Origin of the sequence: Marinomonas pontica (assembly GCF_036322735.1) — a bacterium.
GTDB lineage: Bacteria > Pseudomonadota > Gammaproteobacteria > Pseudomonadales > Marinomonadaceae > Marinomonas > Marinomonas pontica.
In genome coordinates this window covers 2706557-2727588 of the sequence record NZ_AP027271.1, presented here as the reverse complement: position 1 = coordinate 2727588, position 21032 = coordinate 2706557, and the positions used below count along the sequence as shown (strand labels likewise).

21 protein-coding genes, 1 tRNA gene and 1 pseudogene are annotated in these 21032 nt (G+C 45.1%); 11 read left to right on the top strand and 12 right to left on the bottom strand.

From position 1 onward, the window contains the following. Positions 1-2: 2 nt before the first annotated feature. From apaG to AABA11_RS12845, 5 genes are read right to left on the bottom strand one after another with little or no spacing between them, the layout of a single operon-like run. Positions 3-377, bottom strand: a complete 375-nt coding sequence (gene apaG / locus AABA11_RS12865) for a Co2+/Mg2+ efflux protein ApaG (protein ID WP_338268532.1) — start codon at positions 375-377, stop codon at positions 3-5. Beyond that, complete coding sequence (gene rsmA / locus AABA11_RS12860; protein ID WP_338268530.1) at positions 378-1178, bottom strand: 16S rRNA (adenine(1518)-N(6)/adenine(1519)-N(6))-dimethyltransferase RsmA; 801 nt, start codon at positions 1176-1178, stop codon at positions 378-380. It abuts the gene before it with no gap. Continuing rightward, entirely contained in the window at positions 1175-2194 is a 1020-nt protein-coding gene (gene pdxA / locus AABA11_RS12855) for a 4-hydroxythreonine-4-phosphate dehydrogenase PdxA (protein ID WP_338268528.1), read from the bottom strand. The genes rsmA and pdxA overlap by 4 nt, the downstream gene beginning before the upstream one ends. 9 nt (positions 2195-2203) lie before the next feature. Beyond that, complete coding sequence (locus tag AABA11_RS12850) at positions 2204-3451, bottom strand: peptidylprolyl isomerase (RefSeq protein ID WP_338268526.1); 1248 nt, start codon at positions 3449-3451, stop codon at positions 2204-2206. Positions 3452-3453: 2 nt separating this feature from the next. After that, a complete protein-coding gene (locus AABA11_RS12845; RefSeq protein ID WP_338268525.1) occupies positions 3454-5709 on the bottom strand; it encodes an LPS-assembly protein LptD in 2256 nt (751 codons plus the stop codon). A gap of 128 nt (positions 5710-5837) precedes the next feature. On the opposite strand from AABA11_RS12845, the gene djlA reads away from it, so the two are divergent. After that, positions 5838-6641, top strand: a complete 804-nt coding sequence (djlA, locus tag AABA11_RS12840; RefSeq protein WP_338268524.1) for a co-chaperone DjlA — start codon at positions 5838-5840, stop codon at positions 6639-6641. A gap of 15 nt (positions 6642-6656) precedes the next feature. Here djlA and AABA11_RS12835 read toward each other — a convergent pair whose 3' ends face one another. Then, positions 6657-7628 carry a DUF3530 family protein gene (locus tag AABA11_RS12835; protein WP_338268522.1) on the bottom strand — a complete coding sequence of 324 codons (972 nt, stop codon included), beginning with the start codon at positions 7626-7628 and terminating at the stop codon, positions 6657-6659. Between the two features lie 89 nt (positions 7629-7717). On the opposite strand from AABA11_RS12835, the gene rpe reads away from it, so the two are divergent. Next, on the top strand, positions 7718-8389 hold the full coding sequence (gene rpe / locus AABA11_RS12830; protein ID WP_338268520.1) for a ribulose-phosphate 3-epimerase: 672 nt from the start codon (positions 7718-7720) through the stop codon (positions 8387-8389). Then, complete coding sequence (locus AABA11_RS12825) at positions 8389-9069, top strand: phosphoglycolate phosphatase (RefSeq protein WP_338268518.1); 681 nt, start codon at positions 8389-8391, stop codon at positions 9067-9069. The genes rpe and AABA11_RS12825 overlap by 1 nt, the downstream gene beginning before the upstream one ends. A 93-nt stretch (positions 9070-9162) precedes the next feature. On the opposite strand, the gene AABA11_RS12820 is transcribed toward AABA11_RS12825, so the two are convergent. After that, positions 9163-10275, bottom strand: a complete 1113-nt coding sequence (locus tag AABA11_RS12820) for a mechanosensitive ion channel family protein (protein ID WP_265729905.1) — start codon at positions 10273-10275, stop codon at positions 9163-9165. A 63-nt stretch (positions 10276-10338) separates the two neighbouring features. Next, positions 10339-11670 (bottom strand): magnesium transporter, encoded by a 1332-nt coding sequence (locus AABA11_RS12815; protein ID WP_338268515.1) that lies wholly within the window; start codon positions 11668-11670, stop codon positions 10339-10341. 365 nt (positions 11671-12035) lie between these two features. On the opposite strand from AABA11_RS12815, the gene AABA11_RS12810 reads away from it, so the two are divergent. The 4 genes from AABA11_RS12810 to AABA11_RS12795 are packed head-to-tail and all read left to right on the top strand — an operon-like array spanning position 12036 to position 14966. Then, entirely contained in the window at positions 12036-12614 is a 579-nt protein-coding gene (locus tag AABA11_RS12810; RefSeq protein ID WP_338268513.1) for an anthranilate synthase component II, read from the top strand. Between the two features lie 23 nt (positions 12615-12637). Continuing rightward, entirely contained in the window at positions 12638-13678 is a 1041-nt protein-coding gene (trpD, locus tag AABA11_RS12805) for an anthranilate phosphoribosyltransferase (protein WP_265729908.1), read from the top strand. Between the two features lie 20 nt (positions 13679-13698). After that, the gene (gene trpC / locus AABA11_RS12800; protein WP_338268510.1) at positions 13699-14514 is read left to right on the top strand and encodes an indole-3-glycerol phosphate synthase TrpC; all 816 of its coding nucleotides are present in this window, start codon (positions 13699-13701) and stop codon (positions 14512-14514) included. Between the two features lie 44 nt (positions 14515-14558). Continuing rightward, positions 14559-14966, top strand: a complete 408-nt coding sequence (locus AABA11_RS12795) for an OsmC family protein (RefSeq protein ID WP_338268509.1) — start codon at positions 14559-14561, stop codon at positions 14964-14966. 75 nt (positions 14967-15041) lie between these two features. On the opposite strand, the gene AABA11_RS12790 is transcribed toward AABA11_RS12795, so the two are convergent. From AABA11_RS12790 to flgA, 4 genes are all read right to left on the bottom strand, one after another. After that, positions 15042-15117, bottom strand: a tRNA-Arg gene (locus tag AABA11_RS12790). 82 nt (positions 15118-15199) lie between these two features. Beyond that, positions 15200-15679 carry a flagella synthesis protein FlgN gene (locus tag AABA11_RS12785; protein ID WP_265729911.1) on the bottom strand — a complete coding sequence of 160 codons (480 nt, stop codon included), beginning with the start codon at positions 15677-15679 and terminating at the stop codon, positions 15200-15202. Positions 15680-15716: 37 nt separating this feature from the next. Next, the gene (gene flgM / locus AABA11_RS12780) at positions 15717-16031 is read right to left on the bottom strand and encodes a flagellar biosynthesis anti-sigma factor FlgM (RefSeq protein ID WP_265729912.1); all 315 of its coding nucleotides are present in this window, start codon (positions 16029-16031) and stop codon (positions 15717-15719) included. A 112-nt stretch (positions 16032-16143) separates the two neighbouring features. Beyond that, positions 16144-16836 (bottom strand): flagellar basal body P-ring formation chaperone FlgA, encoded by a 693-nt coding sequence (gene flgA, locus AABA11_RS12775; protein ID WP_338268507.1) that lies wholly within the window; start codon positions 16834-16836, stop codon positions 16144-16146. Between the two features lie 296 nt (positions 16837-17132). On the opposite strand from flgA, the gene AABA11_RS12770 reads away from it, so the two are divergent. The 4 genes and pseudogenes from AABA11_RS12770 to fliD all read left to right on the top strand — a co-directional run bounded on the left by AABA11_RS12770 (position 17133) and on the right by fliD (position 21000). Beyond that, positions 17133-18104, top strand: a complete 972-nt coding sequence (locus AABA11_RS12770) for an IS5 family transposase (protein WP_067038543.1) — start codon at positions 17133-17135, stop codon at positions 18102-18104. 143 nt (positions 18105-18247) lie between these two features. Beyond that, a pseudogene (locus AABA11_RS12765) lies at positions 18248-18778 on the top strand (flagellin); the annotation flags it as partial. Positions 18779-18842: 64 nt separating this feature from the next. After that, complete coding sequence (locus tag AABA11_RS12760) at positions 18843-19265, top strand: flagellar protein FlaG (protein WP_265729928.1); 423 nt, start codon at positions 18843-18845, stop codon at positions 19263-19265. A gap of 40 nt (positions 19266-19305) precedes the next feature. Next, positions 19306-21000, top strand: a complete 1695-nt coding sequence (gene fliD, locus AABA11_RS12755) for a flagellar filament capping protein FliD (RefSeq protein WP_338268503.1) — start codon at positions 19306-19308, stop codon at positions 20998-21000. Positions 21001-21032 lie beyond the last annotated feature (32 nt).

The window sequence follows — 21032 nt, the reverse complement described above, 5'->3', positions numbered from 1 at the left end:
CCTCAGTGAATCTGGTTGGGAACGGACAGAGTGAAGGGGCGAATAGGCGCTTGAAACTCGGTGCCATCATCAGCAATAAATTGGTAGTTTCCCTGCATGCTCCCGACAACGGTATCCATTACGGTGCCGCTGGTGTAATGGAACGATTCTCCGGGTTCTAGGTGAGGGTATTCGCCAATGACGCCGCTGCCTTTTACTTCTTGGATTTGCTCATCGCCATTGGTGATTATCCAGTGGCGAGTTTGAAGTTTGGCCGGTTCGGTTCCACAGTTAGTGATGGAGATATGGTAAGCAAACACATAGCGGGATTCCGCTGGTGTGGATTGATTTGCCAAATACTCGGTACGAACGGAAACCACGACATCATACTTTTCCATTCATCCTTCCTTGTTGATGACGTAATTGGTAATTCGCACAAAATCTTCAACATCCAGACGTTCTGGGCGAAGTGTTGGGTCAATGTCTAATGCCGCGAAGTCGTCGTTGTCCAACACGCCTTTGTAATTGTTGCGTAGCGTTTTTCGGCGCTGCTGGAAGCCAATACGGACCATGTCTTCCAGTTTTTTTATGTCATTTACTGGGTATGGAATCGATTGGTATGGTGTCATTCTTACAATGGCCGAATCCACTTTGGGGGCTGGGTCGAACGACTCTGGACCAACAATAAAGAGCGATTCAACCGCACAGTAATATTGTGCCATCACGCTTAATCGGCCGTACAAACTGTCTCCAGGGCGAGCCGCTAAACGATCAACCACTTCTTTTTGTAGCATGAAGTGCATGTCTTCAATCGCATCGGCTTGGCTGAGCAGATGAAAGATAAGCGGTGTCGAGATGTTATAAGGCAAATTACCAACAACACGAATGGCTTGTTCTTCTATGCGCAGCGAAGTGAAGTCGAACTTCATGGCGTCGGCTTCATGCACAGTAAGGTCAGGGAACCGGAATAAATTCACTTTTAGAATAGGAATTAGGTCACGGTCAAGCTCAACCACGTCCATGCGCTCAGTGACACTGATGATGCCTTCGGTTAAAGCGCCTTTACCAGGCCCAATCTCTACAATGCGTTGCCCTTTTTTAGGGCCAATACACGCCACGATACGACGAATAACGCCGTGGTCATGAAGGAAGTTTTGGCCGAATCTTTTTCTGGCTTTATGGGGTTGTGGTTTGCTCATTTAGAAAACTTTTTCGCGTTATTTGCCATGTTAATGGCATGTTGAATGGCCACTTTAAGGCTGCCGTTATTTGCTTTGCCTGTGCCAGCCAAGTCAATGGCTGTGCCGTGGTCGACGGATGTCCGAATAATAGGTAAGCCTAATGTAATATTTACGGCATTACCAAAACCTGAGTATTTTAACACAGGTAGCCCCTGATCGTGATACATAGCAAGGGCGCAGTCGGCATCATTTAGGTATTTCGGTGTAAACAGTGTGTCTGCTGGTAGCGGCCCAATTAGGTTTAAGCCCTCTTGGCGAAGTTTATTGAGAGTCGGAATGATAACGTCAATTTCTTCTCGGCCAAGGTGACCGTCTTCACCGGCATGCGGATTTAACCCACAGACTAAAATTTTAGGTTGTGCAATACCAAATTTTTCTTGAAGATCTTTATTAAGTGCTTTTACTACAAGGCTGATGCTGTGCTCGGTGATGGCCGAAGAAATGTCTTTTAGAGGTAGGTGAGTGGTCACTAATGCCACCTTCATTGCTTCGGTGGCTAGCATCATGACCACATGCGGCGACTTGCATTGTGCTTGGAAGTATTCGGTGTGACCTGAAAAATGAACCCCAGTCTCACATAAGATGCCTTTATGCACGGGTGGTGTGACAATAGCGTCAAATTCGTGACGTAAGCACCCTTCGCCTGCTCGCTTGAGTGTTTCTAACACGTAGGGCGAGTTGGCCACTTCTAAAATGCCAGAAGTGGTTTTTTTCGCTTTGGGGATTGGCAGGACATTAATCTGTCCTTGGGAATGAGGCGGTACGTCTGATGGCTGCTCGAGCTTACTAATAGTGACCGATAAGCCCAATTCTCTGGCTCGATCTTCGAGCAACTCTACGTCCGCTAGCACCACCAAGCGAGCAGGAAATGTCTGTTCGCTGAGTGCGCTTAATATGATGTCTGGGCCAATGCCAGCAGGCTCGCCCGAAGTTATGGCGATGATTGGACGTGTTTCAAGCGAACCCATTGGCATTTTGTACCCTTACTTTTTAATATCAATAAACGCATCGGCGCGCAATTCATCAAGCCAATTGCCCAGTACTATGTCTTGTTTCTGAGCCGTTAGAGCGCGTTCAGCGTTGCTGCGTTTTACCTTGTCGCTGATGTCAGCTTCACGTCGACCTTCAACTTGCAAAATATGCCATCCAAATTGTGTGCGGAATGGTTTGCTTATTTGGCCAATCGCGGTTTTGTCCATCATGTCTTCAAATTCTGGCACCATGGTGCCAGGCGTCACCCAGCCCAAATCACCACCTTGTAACGTAGAGCCTTGGTCTTCGCTATTTTCTTTTGCAAGTTGGGCAAAATCGGCACCATTTTGCAGTTTTTTGTAGATGTCATCAGCAAACTCTTTGGTTTGTGCCATGTCTCTAATTTCATTAGCTCGAACCAAAATGTGTCTGGTTTTGGTTTGCTGCTGCAGGGTGACATCGGGTGAACGTTTTTCAATTAACCATAATAAGTGAAAACCTGCATTACTTTGCAATGGGCCAATCAATGGGCCTTTTTCGGTTTCGATAGCGCGTACAAAAAGTGGCGGTAATTGGTTTAATGGGCGCCAGCCTAAGTCGCCACCTTCAATGGCAAATTGCCCATCGGAGTTTTCAATTGCTTGTTGAATAAAATCGTTTTCTGTTTGGATATTGTCTGCAATCGCGTCCATTTTTATTTTGGCTTGTTCGGGGTCTGTTGCCCTGATTAACAAGTGTCTTAGATGGACTTGCTCCTTTTCTTTGGTGATGCTGGTGCTGGAGCTAAGATAGTCGTCTACTTCTTGATCGGAAATCACAATGCGCTTTTTGATGATTTCACGCTTGATGTTGTTGATCAAAATTTCTTGTTCTATTTGAGCTCGGTAACGGTTGTAGTCAATCCCCTTGCTGGCTAAAACCGTTTTTAAACCTTGTAAATCCAGGTTCATGTTTTTAGCCACACCAAGAATGGCGTTGTCCACATCTGAACTGGATGCTCGCATGCCTACTTTGCGCGCGTAGTTGACTTGGAGTGCTTCATCGATCATTTGGTTTTGGATCTGACGGTGAATGTTATCCGTCATGATGCCGCCTGGAACACGATCCTTAACAATTTGAAAGCGGTTTTGAATGTCACTTTCTAAGATGGGTTTGGAGTCAACGATCGCTGAAATACCATCGATCTTTGTTGGTGCTGCGTGCAGAGAATGCAGTGGTATAAGTGCAAACAGCATAAAAGAGAAAAAAGATAACTTCATGATTAATATCCAACTTTTCCTTGGTTCCAGTAGCTATTGGCAATATTGTCTTCGCTGTTGGCGCGACCAGCACTGCTTAAACTACGTAAAATAAATTGTAAAAAGACGCCACGATCGTATTCATTATCATCGTTTAGCCAGTCTTGATAGCTTAATGACACCTTGATACAGCAGTTCTCATAACCCAAACCTACGATCTCTTTGGTGGAGTCCTGTCTGATGAAGTCATACGTATACTGCGTATACATTGACCAATTTTGATTCAGAGGAAAGATGCTGCCAATACTGGCTTGCTTGGCATCGTCGTCTGAATCTGAATTATTGATCGAATATAGATAGCTTAAGTTTATCTTTATATCGTCAGTTGGCTTGAGGTCAGCAACGAGTTGCGCCAAATTGACATTTTGATCGTCTAAGCTGTAGTTCAAATTGGCGGTTAAGCTGTATCGGTTGCCATAGTAATCTGCAGACGTTAACAGGTCGCTGTGTTTTGTATCATCAACTGGTGTGTCTGTGTCTGAGTCGCCATCAATACCAACATAACGATCTTTTAAATAGAAGACTTGGCCGGCTTTAAACGCCCATTTTTCATTATTGTTTTCATCATATAGACGACTTTCCAAACCCAGCGTGACTTGTTCTGTGTCGCCAATACGGTCACTGCCATTAAAGCGAGTGTGACTGAATGCCTGAGAATAGGTCATGGTCGGTTCGCTGCTATCAAAATCGGGAATGAGATTTTGATACTCGAAAGGGGCATTGAGATAGCTAAGACGAGGCTCGAGTGTTTGTCGCCATATGTGTTCATCGTCATTGCTAAAACGTCGTTCAAATAACAGCGATGAGTCGATATAGCTCGATAAATGACCCACTGAAGTGCTGCTGTCACTGTCCGTGGTGTAATCGTGCAGATTGTAGTCTCGGTATTGAGTCAAAATCCCAGGGCTAAATTTTCCCCATTCATTACTGAAATCCAACGCCACATTTTGATTGACGACGACACGTTCGCCATCAAAGTCGTCCTCGGCTGGATCATAGAAATCGGTGTATTGAACATCGACGTTATAATCCAGGAAAGACGCCGCCATATGATAAGAGCTGTCAATGCGTGGTAACCATTCAAACGGTTGATCGACGGTGTCGTCCGGTGTCTGATAGGTTAAATACGTTACTTTATTGAGAAAGTTGCCATTGTTGAATGCAAAGTACAGGCTGCGTTGATAATGGTCTTTTTCGCCAATCGAGGTGCTGTTGGCTTCTGGAAACTTGTTGTCAGTTGGGTTGGCTTCAAGTATCAGACCGGCACTAAAGTAGTCATTAAGGTTTTGTGTGGACGTTAATTTTAATAGGGTTTGCTCACCTTCGTCATTGTCTGAAAAGGTAGATTGCTCGTAAGTGGTTTTGCCATATTCGCTGATATGGCGAATTTCTAAATCGAATCCTTCGCCTTTTCTTTGAATGTACTGAGGCGTGATGGTGGCGTCATAGTTCGGCGCAATATTCCAATAAAATGGAGCGGAAAAGCTGACCCCATCAGAGCCAGAGTAGCCGAAGTTCGGAAACAAGAAACCAGTTTGTCGCGTGTTATCAAGTGGAAAACGCAACCAGGGAAAGTAAAAAACGGGTATGTCAGCAATGCGTATTTGCACGTGTTTTGCTGTCCCGAATCCGCTTTTGGTGTCTAATTCAATCGAACTTCCGTACAGCTTCCAGCTTTCTTGGGTTGGCTCACACGTGGTAAAGAAACCTTCTTCAATGAAGACGACGCCATCTTGATCATTCGATAGCGATTTGGCTGAAACACGAGTACCTGATTGATGATTGAGTAAGATGGCATCATTGAATTCGGTTGTTCCATTGCCGTTATTTGAAATGTAAGCATCGGAGCTGCGTATTAATTGGTTGTCGCCACGCAGTGTAACATTGCCGTTGGCACGATAATATTCGTCAGGAATGCCTTCAATGTTACTGGCCGTTAACGCCGATTGAGGTTGGACGATTTCTGCTGCGCCTTCAAGGTGAATAACTCCGCTCTTATCTCGCACGATAAGGTCGGCGCTCAGCTTTGTGCCTTTTACGTCGGTTGCTGTCCAGTTGTTGATATAGGCTCCCTGACAATATCGACTCAGCTGTGATTGCTGCTCCGTCGTCAAGGATTCTCTTGGCGCCCAATCCCATTGCTCTACTTCCGCGTGCGCAAGTGGCAAAATGAAAAGACTTTGAAAAAATAAGGCGTAGGTGCGTAAATGCTTAACCATGCAGGGTATACTTGTTACCAATAATTATTGTCCGAAATCGGATACTGCCCATAAGCGGGTCCACGTGTTAAGACAAATGATAATCTAAGCAGGCCTATAGGGGCTACCGATTCTGGAGAAATATCTTTATGTGGAAAATTGTTTGCGCCATTTTGGGTTATATTTTGGCGGGTTTATTTGGCGGCTTGCTTGGTTTTATTGTAGGTGGCGTGATTGATAGAGCGCAGAAGGGCGGTGGTTTTAGCGCTATTCGAAACGGCGCAACAATCCGTCTTCAGCAAGAAACCTTTTTCCGTACCTTATTTTTGTTGATGGGACGCTTAGCGAAATCTGATGGTCAGGTGTCGGAAGCGGAGATTCAATTGGCGCAGTCTGTTATGCAACGATTGCGTCTGTCTCCAGCAGCTCAAGCGCAAGCGAAGCAACTTTTTAATGAAGGCAAATCGGAAAACTTCGATCTTGCAACGGTGTTAAATACCTTCAAAACCGTAGTAGGACCGGGTGACCTAACGCGAACCTTATTGGAAATATTATTGGTGTCTGCCTACGCAGATGGGCACTTTAGTGTTGAAGAGAAATCTTTTGTGTCTCAGGTTTGTGCATACCTTGGTGTGTCTGTGGCGGAATTTGAAGCCCTGCATATTCAAGTGAAGCAGCAAGCGCACTTTAGACAGGGTTATCAGTCGTCATCCGATTACTCGTCTAACAGCGCAGGGTCAAAAGATTTATTGAAGGCGGCGTATGAGGCGTTAGGTGTAACGCCAGACATGAGTGACGCGGATATCAAAAAAGCTTATCGTCGTTTAATGAGTAAGAATCATCCTGATAAGCTAAGTTCTCAGGGGCTTCCTGATGAGATGATTGAATTGGCAAAAGAACGCACGCAAGAAATTCAATCCGCTTACGAGTTGGTTAAAAACGCTCGCAAATAAGGGATAGCTAAGTATTTAATTGCTAATGGGGCTTTCATAGAAAAGCCCTTTTTTTGCGCTGGGTAATGCTGAACGCTGATTAATTTGGCGGGTGTTTTGTTTTAAAAAGCCTCGGACGCGTTGAATGAGAAGTTGTTTACCGTTTTTTCCCGTTACTCTGTCTGGGATCGAGTCTAGCTGAATGTAGTCTCCCTTTTTTTCTGCTCTCTGGTTAGCGGCTTGTTTTCGCCACATTGCGAATTGTTCGCTTCCCACGTTGTTCACGTAGTAATCCAGCACTGGTTGCGTTATCTGTCGAATCAGTTGTGCCGTTTCGTATTCCGATAGATTGGGCGTTGGCTCAATATCAATGAGTGCCAGTGCGCTGCCAGCGGATGCATTACTGGCTAAAAAAGCAAGGGCATAACTGGCGCCGGTCTTGTAGCCTAGAAAGGCAAATTGCTCCACTCCTTCTGTTTTGGCTTTTTCTATGGCGGCTTGAATGCGAGCAAATACCAATGTTTGATTGGGTAATTCGATGGGGGATGTCTCTGTGGCGGCGTCTTCAAGGCTTACTTGAACTGGCGAAGCGCGCTTGATGATATCAGGAACTTCTATAGACAGGGTGCACCAACTGTATTTTGGAAGCGCTGCGCGCAAAGGCGCTATTGCATCAGGCCAGTCTGGGTGTTCGTTGTCAGAGTGCAGTAAAATCACACAGCCTTGGGTTGAGCTGGTTAATGACGGGCTGTAGAGGGTTAAAAAGGTTTCTCCATTGGCATCCAGCGTTTGTATCTGATGATCAAGGTGCCTCAGCGTAAGTGACGATTTTAAGGCGTCAATGCGTGATAATTGCGGTTTTGGTACAACATACTCGTTGTTGCTTTCGGGCGGTGTGCTTTGTGAATTGGTATCACTGGATGTGGGCTGAGACTCTTCAGCCAACAGAGAAAATGAGCTCAAGGAAAGAAGTGCAATGATGGTGAACGGTAGGGTAATTTTCTTCATTGTTTTCAATACTTCTTTAAAAGGTCTTGTTAAAATGCGGTCTACATTTTCACTATGAGACCTTTATTGTGTCACTGCTGGAGTCAGATATGAATGATTTTATCATTGCCCCTTCTATCCTTTCTGCCGATTTTGCTCGATTAGGCGAAGAAGTTGATACTGTATTGGCGGCAGGAGCCGACATCATCCATTTTGATGTGATGGATAATCATTATGTCCCCAATTTAACCATTGGGCCTATGGTCTGCAAGGCATTACGCAAACACGGCGTGACCGCCGATATTGATGTACACCTTATGGTGAAACCGGTTGATCGTATGATTGGTGATTTCATAGAAGCGGGTGCTTCTATTATTACTTTTCACCCAGAAGCCAGCGAACACATTGACCGCTCTTTGCAAATGATCAAAGACGGTGGCTGTAAAGCAGGATTGGTGTTTAATCCGGCCACGCCATTACACTATTTAAAGCATGTGATGGATAAAGTCGACATGGTGCTATTGATGTCGGTGAACCCGGGGTTTGGTGGACAATCTTTTATACCTGGCACTTTGGACAAAGTGCGTGAAGCGCGTGCATTAATCGATGCCAGTGGTTATGACATTCGTCTTGAAGTGGACGGTGGGGTAAGTGAAAAGAACATCGCGGAAATCGCGCGCGCTGGTGCAGACACCTTTGTTGCTGGCTCCGCCATTTTTGGCAAAGAAGATTACAAAGCGGTGATTGATGCCATGCGTAAAGAACTTGCGAGTGTGCGTTAATGAAAACGCCAAAGTATTTCACTAAATGGTTTGATGGTTGGCCGGAACTTGTTTGTTTGGATCTCGATGGCACACTTGTTGATAGCGTTCCTGATATTGCGGGTGCGGTAGATGCTTTCTTGACGAAGCTTGGATCCCCTGTGGCTGGAGAAGATCGAGTGCGTGGTTGGGTAGGTTTTGGCTCGGCTAAGTTGATCGAGCAAGCATTAGCGTGGGCCAATATTGATCCTGCTAAGCAGGAAGAGGCGTACCGTATTTTCCTAATGCATTACAACGCTCATTTAACGGACGACACAACCCTATATCCAAATGTCAAAGCCTTGCTTAAAGCCTTCAAACACAATGGGGTTCCGGTGGCATTGATTACCAATAAACCAAGTGTGTTTGTGAAGCCTATGTTGGATCACTTTGAGCTGACAGAACAGTTTGGTTGGTTGTTGGGTGGCGATACGTTAGAAGAGAAAAAACCTTCTGCAATGCCTTTATTGTATTGCAGTGAATCCATCGAGGCATTGCCTGAAAATTGTCTAATGATTGGCGATTCGATTACAGACTTTAACGCCGCGACAAACGCAGGCTTTAAATGTGCTTTGGTGACGTATGGTTATCATCAGGGTGTGGATTTGAAATCGCTAGGTGCGGATGCGGTAATCGACGATCTAGCTGAGTTGCTTGCCTAAACAGCGCACTGTTATCGATATTGGCATGGGTTGAGAATGGTATTGGTTGTAATGTAAAAAGCGCCAAGTTTTATCGAACTTGGCGCTTTTTGGTTACTCGCTCTTTGGTTCTGCGGATAAAGAGGCTTGATTGTCTGCGGCCATGTGTATGGTGTGAGTTGGGAAAGCCACTTCTGCACCATGCGATTCAATGATCTGCATCGCTTGGAAGAGCACGTCTTGTTTGACGTTGTGATAGGTTCGCCAGTCCACGGTTTTGGTATAGGCATAAATAAAGAAATCTAATGATGATGGGCCAAATTGATTAAAATTGACCATGTAGGTTTCATTTGTATCGAGGTCTTCATGATTGGCTACCATCTCTTTAATGTCAGACAAAATGGTAGGCAATAGGCGGAAGTCGTCATAGCGAACGCCAATGGTTTCATTAATACGGCGGTGCGTCATGCGCGACGGGTTTTCAACTGAAATAAGAGAAAACGTCGAATTCGGTACATAAAGCGGACGCTTATCAAAGGTTCGGATGCGAGTTTGACGCCAGCCAATATGCTCAACAGTGCCTTCAATATTCTGATCCGGCGATCGAACCCAATCACCAATGGCAAACGGTCGGTCTAAATACACCATCAAGCCACCAAAGAAGTTGGCCAGTAAATCTTTTGCGGCGAAACCAACGGCAATACCACCGATACCGCCAAAGGCCAAAACTCCAGAGATGCTGTACCCTAATGTTTGCAACACCACTAAAGCGGCTGTAATGACCACCGCAGCGCGCAATAGTTTACTGATTGCGCTGGCCGTTGTGTAATCGACATTGTTGTTTATTTTGTCTGAGCTGGTTAAGGTGCGCTCGCTCTCCGATATGCATCGAAGAACAAACCAAGTAAGAATGACAATGACACCCACTTCCCTGATGGCATGAATAAGCGAACTGAAGTCTGGGTCTAATTCGGTGCCGGAAATTTCCGCCGCAACACTTAAACCAGCAAGCCAAATAAACATCCCAATTGGCTTTTGAGCTGCATGAATTAAGACATTGTCCCATGGTGTTTTGGTTTTTTCGAGCTGACGGTCAACACGCATTAGGAAGCGGGTGGCGATAAAGTTGACCAATAGTGTCCCTAGTACAACTAAAAATACCCTGACTACCCAGTGCATTTTTGTGTCGCCTAGGCCCAAATAGAGCTGCATCGTTTCCCAAGTCATTGTTGGTTCTCTTTTCCTATGTCTTTGTCGTAAATGTGAAGCGTGTTTGGCGTTATGCCATCATTACAAAAGCAATAGCGTGCCTAACCCCAAGAAGGCAACAAACCCTGCAATGTCGGTAACGGTTGTCAGGATGACCGAGCCAGAAAGTGCTGGGTCAATGCGTAACTTATCCAGTAGAACAGGAATCAGCACGCCTGAAAGGGCCGCCATAATGATATTGACGATGATGGCTAAGCCGATAACGGCTCCTAACATTGGGCTTTCAAACCACCAAAGTGTCACTACGCCGATCACAATGGCCCATAAAATACCGTTGAGTCCGCCGACTTTTAGCTCTTTGCTTAAGAGCGACTTCAAGTTGCTGCGAGTGATCTGGCCAAGTGCTAAACCACGCACAATCAGAGTGAGTGTTTGGCTGCCGGCAATGCCGCCCATGGAGGCGACCACAGGCATGAGTACGGCAAGAGCGACCACTTGTTGCAGTGTGGCTTCAAATAGGCCGATAAAAGCCGAGGCTAAAAAAGCGGTGAGCAAATTGATACCAAGCCAAATGCCACGGGTGGCAGCGCTGCGTTTAACTGGCGCAAAAAGGTCGGATTCCTCGTTTAGACCGGCAGTCGACATTTGCTGAGCTTCATGTTCTAAGCGCCAAGTTTCCATGGCCAAGCCAGCATGGAATCGCCCTAAAAGGATGTGGTTGTCGTCGACAACAGGCAGAGCAGATAGGGCGGAGCGCTCTAATTGCTCTGCGGCTTTGGTGAGTTCTGTGTGGGCGTGAATAAAAGAGCAGTCCTCATCAATAAGACTGGAAATCGGCTCATGACCCTGGGCTTTAAAGAGTTTGTCGAATTTTACGCAGCCAACCCAGCGGCCAGTGCGATTGACCAGATAAACCATGTCTGTGTAATCTGGCGTGCTCTTTTTAAGCAGTCGCATGGCTTCGGACGTACGAATGGATTGAGAGGCAATTAATAATTCGTGATCAATCCAACGACCGACAACATCATCGTCGTAAACAATACCTTGTTGGTAGTATTCACGCTGTTTGGTGTCCATTTGTTTGAGCGCGATGTCGACAAGACGATCTGGCAGCGAGTCTGTGATCTCTAATAGATCTTCGGCATCAACGTCAGTAAATAAGGTTTCAATCTCAGGATCGTCCAACTCTTTGAGCAATAGCTGTCGGGATTCACCACGCATTTCTACTAAAATGTCGAGTCGGTTGGCTTGTTTTATGTTGGCCCAAGCTTGCTTACGCTGAGCCAATGGAATGGATTCTAAGGCCAGCGCCACATCGTCAGGAGTCAACTCTGAAATGGCTTTATTAACGGACTCTGGAGAGTGTTCGTCATGGATAAGAGTTTCGATGAGAGCAGCGACTTGACTATGCACAGAGCATCCTTAAACACAGAATAATGACGGTAAAGATAACATGCTTTCTAGTGTGCGGTATAACCGCTTCGATTTCAAACAAGGTGTTGTTTTTATAAGATTTTATGCTGGGTTTTCAAAATTATTAAACAAGGTTGACGTATAAATGTGTCAATTAATGACTTTGTGGCTAAAAAAGTATCCAGCCTAAGTGCCTCGGGATAACGGTCTGGCGAGACAGGGTGTGCCTGACAGTGTAGAATTTAGCGCACAATAAATGCAGTCGATTGTTGCTCATCATTGCATTTCGGCTTTTGTGTCCGTGCTTATTTAGTGGCGGAATTGGTATGGGTCCATATTGTTTTAATTAGGCGTGTCCCTTCTTTATGTTATTGATGATAGATAATTATGATTCTTTCACTTACAACCTTGTACAGTACTTCCGCGAGTTGGGAGCGGATGTGCGAGTGTTTCGTAATGATGAAATTAGTGTCGAGGAGATAGAGCGTCTTGCGCCATCGCACTTGGTTATTTCACCGGGACCTTGTACACCAAATGAAGCGGGTGTTTCTATGCCTGCTATTGCGGCGTTTGCCGGGCGAATTCCAATATTGGGTATTTGCTTAGGCCATCAAAGTATTGGTCAGGTCTTTGGCGCAGAGGTGATTCGTGCTAAAAATGTTATGCATGGCAAAACGTCATTAATTTATCATCAAAATACCTCTGTGTTTTATGGATTACCGAACCCCCAAACGGCCACGCGCTATCATTCCTTGGTGGTGTCGGCGGACGCGTTACCGGACTGCCTAGAAGTTACGGCGTGGAGCCATAATGCGGCAGGAGAGCAAGACGAAATTATGGGAATTCGGCATAAAACATGGAATGTAGAAGGGGTGCAGTTTCACCCTGAATCAATTTTAACCGAAGCAGGTCATGCTTTGTTGGCCAACTTTTTAACACGATAGATTTAACCTGATAGGAGAGGCTGGTGGATATTCAAAAAGCGATTGCTGCTGTTGTTGAGCGCCAAGATTTAAGCGGCGACGAAATGCGAATAGTGATGAATGACATCATGACAGGAAAAGCCACACCAGCTCAAATTGGCGGTTTTTTAATTGGTTTGCGCATGAAGGGCGAAACCGTTGAAGAAATAACTGCTTCGGCACAAGTGATGAGAGAGTTGTCCAGTAAAGTGCATTTGGACCTAGAACATGTGGTCGACACCTGCGGTACTGGCGGCGATGGTGGAAACTTATTTAATGTCTCGACAGCTTCAGCGTTTGTTGTGGCTTCTGCTGGCGGGAAAGTGGCTAAGCATGGAGGGCGATCTGTGTCATCGAAATCGGGCAGCGCAGATGTGCTTGAACAAGCTGGGATTTTTCTTGGGCTTGATGCTGCACAAGTATGCCGATGCGTAGAAGAGATTGGTCTGGGATTCATGTTTGCACCGAATCACCACTCGGCGATGAAGTATGCGGTCGGGCCTCGTAAAGAAATGGCGACGCGCACTATTTTTAACTTACTCGGCCCACTCACCAATCCGGCCAATGCGAAACGGCAGGTCATGGGGGTTTTTCATCAGAAGTGGGTTCGTCCTATTGCTGAGGTGCTTAAAGCCTTAGGCAGTGAGCATGTGATGGTGGTTCATTCACAAGATGGATTGGACGAGATTAGCATTGCTGCACCAACGTATGTAGCGGAACTAAAAAATGGCGAGGTGTTTGAATATACGATTTCCCCTGAAGATTTTGGTATTCCGCTTCAATCAATTGATACGATTCAAGCGTCCGATGCCTCTGAAAGCCTGGCTTTGGTTAAAATGGCGTTAGAGGGTAAAGGAAAAATAAACCCTGCTAGAGATATTGTGGCACTGAATGCCGGTGCGGCCATTTATGTTTCTGGTATTGCCGATTCGTTGGCTGAGGGTGTGAACATTGCGGAAGACGTCATCGGTGGCGGGACAGCCAAAGTTAAAATGTCTGAACTGGCCAGTTTTACACGTTGTTTTATGAGCCCTGACTCACTGTAGAAAATAGGAGCAGTAACCTAATGCAAGTAGAAACACCGACTATTTTAAAAAAAATTGTGGCTCGTAAGTATGAAGAAATTGCTGAGCGCAAATCTCATACACCGTATGGCAATTTAGAAGTGGCTGCGTCTGTTGCCAATGTGCACAATGCGCCCCGAGGATTTGCTCAAGCGATGAGACATCAGATTGCCATTGGTAAAGCCGCTGTTATCGCAGAAGTTAAGCAGGCGTCTCCGAGTAAAGGTATTTTGCGTGAACCTTTTATTCCTGCTGATATTGCTCGATCTTATGAACGGTCTGGCGCGGCGTGTTTGTCTGTATTGACTGACAGTGACTTTTTTAAAGGGCATGAAGATTTTTTGGTGGAAGCGCGCAGTGCGTGTAAATTGCCTGTTATCCGTAAAGATTTTATTGTCGATGAATACCAAGTATTGGAAGCCAGAGCCATAGGGGCTGACTGTATCCTATTAATCGCGGCCTGTTTGAGTGGTGATAAGTTACGCCAGTTGGATCAAATGGCTCGTGACTTGGGAATGGATGTTTTGGTTGAGGTTCACAACCGTCCTGAGTTGGATTTGGCTTTGGAGTATACCGAGACAGAGCTATTTGGTATCAACAATCGTGACTTGCATACGTTTGAATTAAGCCTTGATCACACCTTTGAGTTGATGGGAAGTGTGCCTTCTGATCGACTGATTGTAACGGAAAGTGGTATTCATACGCGTGATGATGTGGCATTGATGCGTCAAAAAGGCATTCATGCCTTCTTGGTGGGCGAGGCGTTCATGCGTGCTGATGATCCTGGTGAAAAGTTGGCGGAATTGTTTCAATCCTAGTAACGATGAATTTTTGGATGACAGAATATAGGTAAGGTTTAGATATGAAGACGAATGTTAGTTGGCAAGAAGATGTGCACTTTACGGCTGAAACGGGTTCTGGTTTTAAAGTAGAAATAGACGGTAATCAGGTTGCTGGACCGAGACCTATGGAGTTGATACTTGCTGGTTTAGGAGGTTGTACCTCTTATGATGTGGTAGGTATTTTGAAAAAATCTCGCCAAGATGTCGTGTCTTGTGTGGCGCAAATTGATGCCGATCGTGCGGATGCTGTGCCTGCCGTTTTTACAGAGATTCGTGTTCACTTTGTTGTTACAGGTCGCAACCTAAAAGAAAGCGTGGTTGCGCGCGCCGTCAAATTGTCCGCTGAAGAGTATTGCTCGGCTTCACTTATGTTAGAAAAAGGTGGCGTGAAGATCGTACATAGCTTCGAAGTGGTTGAAGCTGAATAATACGTTGCTGAGTTTATAAATATTGAAGAGAGCCGAAAGGCTCTTTTTTTGGAGTGAAAATGAGCGAGCGATATATGGTGTCCCCACCAGGACTCGAACCTGGAATAGCTGCTTAGGAGGCGGCCGGTATATCCTGTTTACCTATGAGGACGTATTTTTCAGAGAGTTTTATACATTATTTGGTGTATAAATACAAATTCAAACGAACTATGGCTTTGATTTTTATGGTTTTTTCAAGCTCGACCTAAGGTGTGTTTGCTGCTTATCGGGCGGGTAGACCCTCTGGCTGTATAGACCTTATTTTTGCTGCTGTGACCTTGGAGTAATTCAAAAAGGTGTTTGTTGCGTTTTTGAAGGGTATTGAGGACGCGTGCATTGGTGTTGTTTTTGGTTTTGCAGGTTTTTAATAGCGCTTCACATTCCTGCATTAAGAGGCGAACATTGTCCATTGAGCTATCTTGTAAGCTCAGCCAGTCTTTAAATGCTTCTTCGGTGGGTTTCTTGCGATCTACGATGTCAAATTTAATAAGAATATTGACTCTTTTCTCATTAAGTTGGTTCATTTCATCAAGAAGGGTTTGTTTTTTAGCCGATAAGTCGATGATGACTTCGCTGTCTTGTTTACCGTATGCGGTGCGTTCTTCATCAAGAAGCGAAGAGAGCTGTTCTAATATCTCTTTGCTTCTGACGAATATTGGAGCGATAGGAATCATAGGACAAACCGTGTGCTAGCTGCATTGAGTTAGCAGTCTAGAAGAGTGAATCCATAGAAGCCATATTATTCGCTAGCTTCTGAGTGTCTATTTTGTACTCGCCCGCCGCGATTGCGTTTTTAATTTGCTCTACTTTGTCCATATCAACATCAGGTAAGTTGTTAATTTTGGACTGCTGGCTTTGTAGTGTTTGTGCTGTACCGCTCAGTTTTACGGTATCTTCCGCAAGAGTGCCGCCACTTTGAACGCCGCTTTGTTTTGCCGTTGCACTGCCAGTAGCATCGTCTTTTTGCGATCGCTCACTTTTGCTTATCGGGTTCTGATTTGATAGACCTGTAAAATGTATTGCCATTGGGTTTTCCGCCCTTTTGTGATTTGCCTGTCTATATTGTCGGCTGGGTCTAGCGAAACTTTAGTAATAAAGCCTCAGAAAAAGAATTTATATTTTGCCGATCACTCTGTACTCAATAGTTTACAAGAACCTCACTGTCAGTTACAACTTTGGCGTGTATAATTCGTTCAGAACTGGTGTTTTTTACTCGTATTTGTTGGCCTTTTATGCCGTTTTCTAAAGCTACACCGTTCATTCTTACTATAATGTTTCCACTGTTGGCGGTAATGAGAACCAAATCGCCTTTTTTAACCAAGGTTGGTGGGGTTGTCAGGGCATCGGTAATAAAGGTGTTGATGCGCAAGTTACGCGACGCGATGAGGCCATAGGGTGGCTTCTTTTTGGTGTAAATGTGCCCTCTGAGGTTTGATATATCCACTTCGCCGACATCGGTGTTAGACGGGCTGATAACTTGGCCTCGGTTGACAGGGATGATGGTTTTTATGGCCGGAATCATGATGCTTTGGGTGACCGGTATATAAGATTTCCATGTTGGTTGCTCGCAACTTATTTCGTAGTTTGTGCGTTTCGTAGCATCCGGGCGTTGGTTTTGTATCTGAATTGGACCGCTTTCACAGTTTGGTAAGTAGTTGAGCGCAGCAAGGTTGTTTAATGTAATGGTAATGCTTGCATCTGGATAAATTTCTGACAACCGCGGGATCTCTACCTGATTGATGTAGTGATTAATTTGTTCTTCGGTTGATGCAGCGAATGTTATTCCCGCGTGTAGAAAAATGAAGGCTATACTTAGCCTTATGGTTCGCATGATTCGGTCTCTTTGTTTATTATGACGTGATAAATAAGATAGTTAGTAAAAAATTTGAATTCACTTTATCATTGGATGATGCATTTTAACAATTTTGAGGTGATACCTCAGTTAATGTTTACACATTTTGGAGGCGTTTATGGCTGGAGTTTTGGATACTGTTAACCAACGTACACAGCTCGTGGGAGAAAACCGACTTGAATTGCTGTTGTTTCGCTTAAATGGTAAGGGAAACTGCGATTAAGTCCCCAATATGAGACAATGCCGATCTGACCATTACCTCAAGACCGAATGACATGAATCAGCTTTCCTTCGCCGATACCGAATTTACCAGCAAACGCCGCAAGACTCGCAAAGAGCTCTTCCTTGGTCGGATGAATGAGCTGATTCCATGGCTACAGCTCGAAGCTCAGATTGAGCCGTTTTACCCAAAAGCTGGCAATGGTCGGCGTCCATACCCTCTCGCTACCATGCTGCGCATTCACTTTATGCAGAACTGGTACAACATGAGTGATCCAGCGATGGAAGATGCCCTTTACGAGATCACCTCTATGCGGCTGTTTGCTGGCCTATCATTAGAAGGTGCGATCCCAGACCACACGACCATCATGAATTTCCGTCACCTGCTTGAGAAGCATAAGCTGGGTCGTAAACTCTTCAAAGAAGTAAACAAATGGCTGTCTGATTCTGGCACCTACTTTAAAGAAGGGACAATCGTTGATGCGACGATTATTGAGGCAGCAAGTTCCACCAAAAATAAATCTAATGCACGCGATCCCGAAATGCACCAAACGCAAAAGGGAAAACAATGGTTCTTTGGCATGAAAGCTCACATCGGTGTTGATGCAAAGCGTGGGTTAGTTCACAGCTTCACCACGACGCCTGCCAATGATCACGATTTAAACCAGTTGACGGAACTTCTTCATGGCAATGAGTCATTTGTATCGGCGGACTCTGGCTACCGTGGCGTAGAAAAGCGCACAGAAACAAAAGATAAGAATGTCGATTGGTTAGTAGCTGAGATGCCCAGCAAGATACGTGCTTGGAAAAAGCACCCCCGCCTCAACAAGCAGCTGATCCGAACGGAATACTTAAAGGCGAGTATCCGAGCGAAAGTCGAGCACCCGTTTAGAATACTGAAATGCCAGTTTGGGTTCCGCAAAGTCGTCTACAAAGGCCTGTCTAAAAATGACAACAAACTCGCCGTGCTGTTTGCACTTGGAAATTTGTTACGAGTAGATCAGATGATACGTTCTGCACGGGGTTAATCCGTCCAAATAACGGTTGTAAGGTGCTTGAAGTACCTTACAAGTGGGTTAAGTGGTGATTAAATGTCGCTTCTGAGGAAATACTGTCACAAGCTGAATGTCAGCTAAAAATTGTCTTACTTGTTCGTATGTTCCTTAGCCAATTGTCTACAGAAATTAACCGTATCGCTTCTGACACTACATTCGGTGGCGAGAACTTACTGGACGGTACTTACAACGGTATTTTCCAAGTAGGTGCGGATTCAAACCAAACGATCAGCTTCAATCTAGTGGATGGCGGCGTGAACAACTCTATCGATTACGCAGGTAACGGTGGTTTCACAATGTCTGGTCTATCTAGTAGTGCGGCGACTGCACAGGTTGATGTATCAACAGCGTCTGTTTCTACTGTTGCTAATGCGCAAAGTATGATTGATGTGTTGGACACTATGATTTCTGCAGTAGACTCTAAGCGTGCTGAGTTGGGTGCAATTCAAAACCGTTTTGGTTCTACAATCAGTAACTTAAGTAACATTACTGAAAACGTATCGTCTGCTCGTGCTCGTGTACGTGATGCTGACTTTGCTGAAGAAACTGCGAAGCTAACAAGCTCTCAAATCCTTCAACAAGCAAGCTCATCAATCTTGGCACAAGCAAACCAACGTCCACAAACAGCTTTGTCTCTTTTAGGCTAAGAAGTAGTGGTAGCGGAAAGCTGGGGCTAAGCCCTGGCTTTTGTCTATGTGGAGGAACTCTGATATGTCAATCAATGCCAGTGATTTTTCTAAACAGGGCCTTGGTTATTCTTTAAAGCCTGAGCAGCGTGCTGCTGAGGATTTTGCTGCATTGCGTCAAGCGAATGCTAAAGTAGTGCAAAATTCTGCCGATACAAGCAGGGCTGACAAAGACAACCGAAATGCTCAATCCTTTCATTCCTCTGCCAAAGTTGAGCCACGTGATGTGGAGACAGTGAACCAAAAAATGTCTCAATTAAATGTGCATTTAACCTTTGAAATGACAGAAGACAGAGAGCAAAATATTGTCAAAGTATTAGATCAGACGACAGGGGATGTGGTTCGCCAAATTCCAACAGAAGAGTTTCTGAAAATGTCTGATAGAATTGATGCTATTATGAGTCAACTCAGCGATATCAAGGGAACCTTGGTAAATAGTGAGGTTTGATTTAGTTTATAGATGTTGTTAAGCGTCAGGAGATAAAGTTATGTCGGTAGGCTCATTAGGTGCTGGATCTGGTTTGGATCTGGAATCCCTTGTCAAACAAATGGTGAGCGCCCAAAAAGACGTTAAGGTCAAACTTTATCAAGACAAAATTGACGGTTATGAAGCTGAGCTATCTGCATTAGGCAAAGTTGGCTCTGCCATTGATAGCTTTAAATCCGCCGTCGAGGCGCTTAAAGATGATGAACTTTTTACTGGGCGAGATGCAAAGATTGCTCAGCCAGAAGGTGAAGAGTCTATTGCAATAACAACGGACAATACGGCATCGAATGGATCTTATGCAATTGATGTGAATCAATTAGCAAAAGGCAGCCGTGTTATGTCTGCGCCAGGCACTTTTTCGTCTGCGGACGACGTTGTTACCCCTAAAAATGCTGAACTGACGTTTAAAGCCGGTAAACATGAGTTTACTTTGGACGTCAAGGCTGGCACGACCCTTTCTGAATTACGCAACCTTATCAACACGTCTGAAGACAACTTTGGTGTCTCTGCTAACCTAGTCGATGATGGTAATGGTAATTTATTTTTTACCGCCACGTCTTCGATTCAAGGTTCAGGAAATACGCTGAAAATCATCAATACATCGGTGGTGACAGACGAACAAGGTAATCTTGTTGTGCCTGAAGAAGAACCGCCAGTTGAAGACGAGCCAATTGAAGAAGATCTACCTGTCGAAGAAGACGTAGTTCCAGAAGAGCAGCCAGAGACTCCGGTCGATGAAACGGATGAGTTAGATCTGCCTGGCGATGAATTTGACTACGCAAATGATGGCCCCATTCCAGAAGATGATGCACCAGAAGTAGAAGAAGATACTCTGGATGCAAACGAAACGCCGATAGTCGAAGAGACGACGGAAGACGACCCTGTCGAAGAAGACCTTGAAGACCAAGAAGCCGATCCGACAGCGATTGCAGCGAATACCTCCACATCTATGCTGGACAGCCTTTCTACAGAAGGTGCGTTTGCTGGCATGTACACGCCGATGGGTGAGCAAGCCAGAGACGCTATTATCACTGTAGATGGCATTCAAATTCGAAACGATACCAACACTTTTGATGGGGCGGTTGCTGGTCTGTCTATAGAAGCCTTGTCTGAAACCGATAAAACGACCAAAGTCGATATCAGCTTTGACCAACAGACCGTGCAGGACACAATCGAAGAATTTATTGCGTCTTATAACGATTTAGTCAGCCTATTGCAGACAAGTTCTGATAAAGGAGCGGTACTGAATGGCAACAGTATGGTTCGTAATTTACAGTCTTCGTTGTCGACCCAATTAATGACCAGCCACGGTAATACCAGCACCTTTACCTCTATTTTTGATCTAGGTGTCAAAATGGACAACCAAGGGATGCTGAGCTTCAACAGTGGTAAGTTCAATGAGGCAATGAAACGGGGTTACAGTGAAATCGCGCCGCTGATTTCGGGTGAAAATGGCTTAGCAGAATCGCTGAATAACCTACTTTCTAGCTATACTGGATCCGGTGGAATGACAAATTCATTAAAGGATTCCGTTCGTCGGTCGATAGATAGTACAGAGGGGACGTTAGAAGCGTATGAAGACCGCATGGTTAAATACGAAACGTCCTTACGTTCTAAGTTTACAAGTTTGGATTCGCGCCTAGCAGACATGAATGCGCAAGGCGGTTATCTGAACTCCGTATTGGCGAAAATGTAAACGTTTTAAATTGTCTACACGTTTTAATGGGG

Excerpts from the sequence above, each read along its gene's own strand:
- apaG (WP_338268532.1), bottom strand. The coding sequence starts at position 377 with ATGGAAAAGTATGATGTCGTGGTTTCCGTTCGTACCGAGTATTTGGCA.
- rsmA (WP_338268530.1), bottom strand. The coding sequence starts at position 1,178 with ATGAGCAAACCACAACCCCATAAAGCCAGAAAAAGATTCGGCCAAAAC.
- pdxA (WP_338268528.1), bottom strand. The coding sequence starts at position 2,194 with ATGCCAATGGGTTCGCTTGAAACACGTCCAATCATCGCCATAACTTCG.
- AABA11_RS12850 (WP_338268526.1), bottom strand. The coding sequence starts at position 3,451 with ATGAAGTTATCTTTTTTCTCTTTTATGCTGTTTGCACTTATACCACTG.
- AABA11_RS12845 (WP_338268525.1), bottom strand. The coding sequence starts at position 5,709 with ATGGTTAAGCATTTACGCACCTACGCCTTATTTTTTCAAAGTCTTTTC.
- djlA (WP_338268524.1), top strand. The coding sequence starts at position 5,838 with ATGTGGAAAATTGTTTGCGCCATTTTGGGTTATATTTTGGCGGGTTTA.
- AABA11_RS12835 (WP_338268522.1), bottom strand. The coding sequence starts at position 7,628 with ATGAAGAAAATTACCCTACCGTTCACCATCATTGCACTTCTTTCCTTG.
- rpe (WP_338268520.1), top strand. The coding sequence starts at position 7,718 with ATGAATGATTTTATCATTGCCCCTTCTATCCTTTCTGCCGATTTTGCT.
- AABA11_RS12825 (WP_338268518.1), top strand. The coding sequence starts at position 8,389 with ATGAAAACGCCAAAGTATTTCACTAAATGGTTTGATGGTTGGCCGGAA.
- AABA11_RS12820 (WP_265729905.1), bottom strand. The coding sequence starts at position 10,275 with ATGACTTGGGAAACGATGCAGCTCTATTTGGGCCTAGGCGACACAAAA.
- AABA11_RS12810 (WP_338268513.1), top strand. The coding sequence starts at position 12,036 with ATGTTATTGATGATAGATAATTATGATTCTTTCACTTACAACCTTGTA.
- trpC (WP_338268510.1), top strand. The coding sequence starts at position 13,699 with ATGCAAGTAGAAACACCGACTATTTTAAAAAAAATTGTGGCTCGTAAG.
- AABA11_RS12795 (WP_338268509.1), top strand. The coding sequence starts at position 14,559 with ATGAAGACGAATGTTAGTTGGCAAGAAGATGTGCACTTTACGGCTGAA.
- AABA11_RS12785 (WP_265729911.1), bottom strand. The coding sequence starts at position 15,679 with ATGATTCCTATCGCTCCAATATTCGTCAGAAGCAAAGAGATATTAGAA.
- flgM (WP_265729912.1), bottom strand. The coding sequence starts at position 16,031 with ATGGCAATACATTTTACAGGTCTATCAAATCAGAACCCGATAAGCAAA.
- flgA (WP_338268507.1), bottom strand. The coding sequence starts at position 16,836 with ATGCGAACCATAAGGCTAAGTATAGCCTTCATTTTTCTACACGCGGGA.
- AABA11_RS12770 (WP_067038543.1), top strand. The coding sequence starts at position 17,133 with ATGAATCAGCTTTCCTTCGCCGATACCGAATTTACCAGCAAACGCCGC.
- AABA11_RS12760 (WP_265729928.1), top strand. The coding sequence starts at position 18,843 with ATGTCAATCAATGCCAGTGATTTTTCTAAACAGGGCCTTGGTTATTCT.
- fliD (WP_338268503.1), top strand. The coding sequence starts at position 19,306 with ATGTCGGTAGGCTCATTAGGTGCTGGATCTGGTTTGGATCTGGAATCC.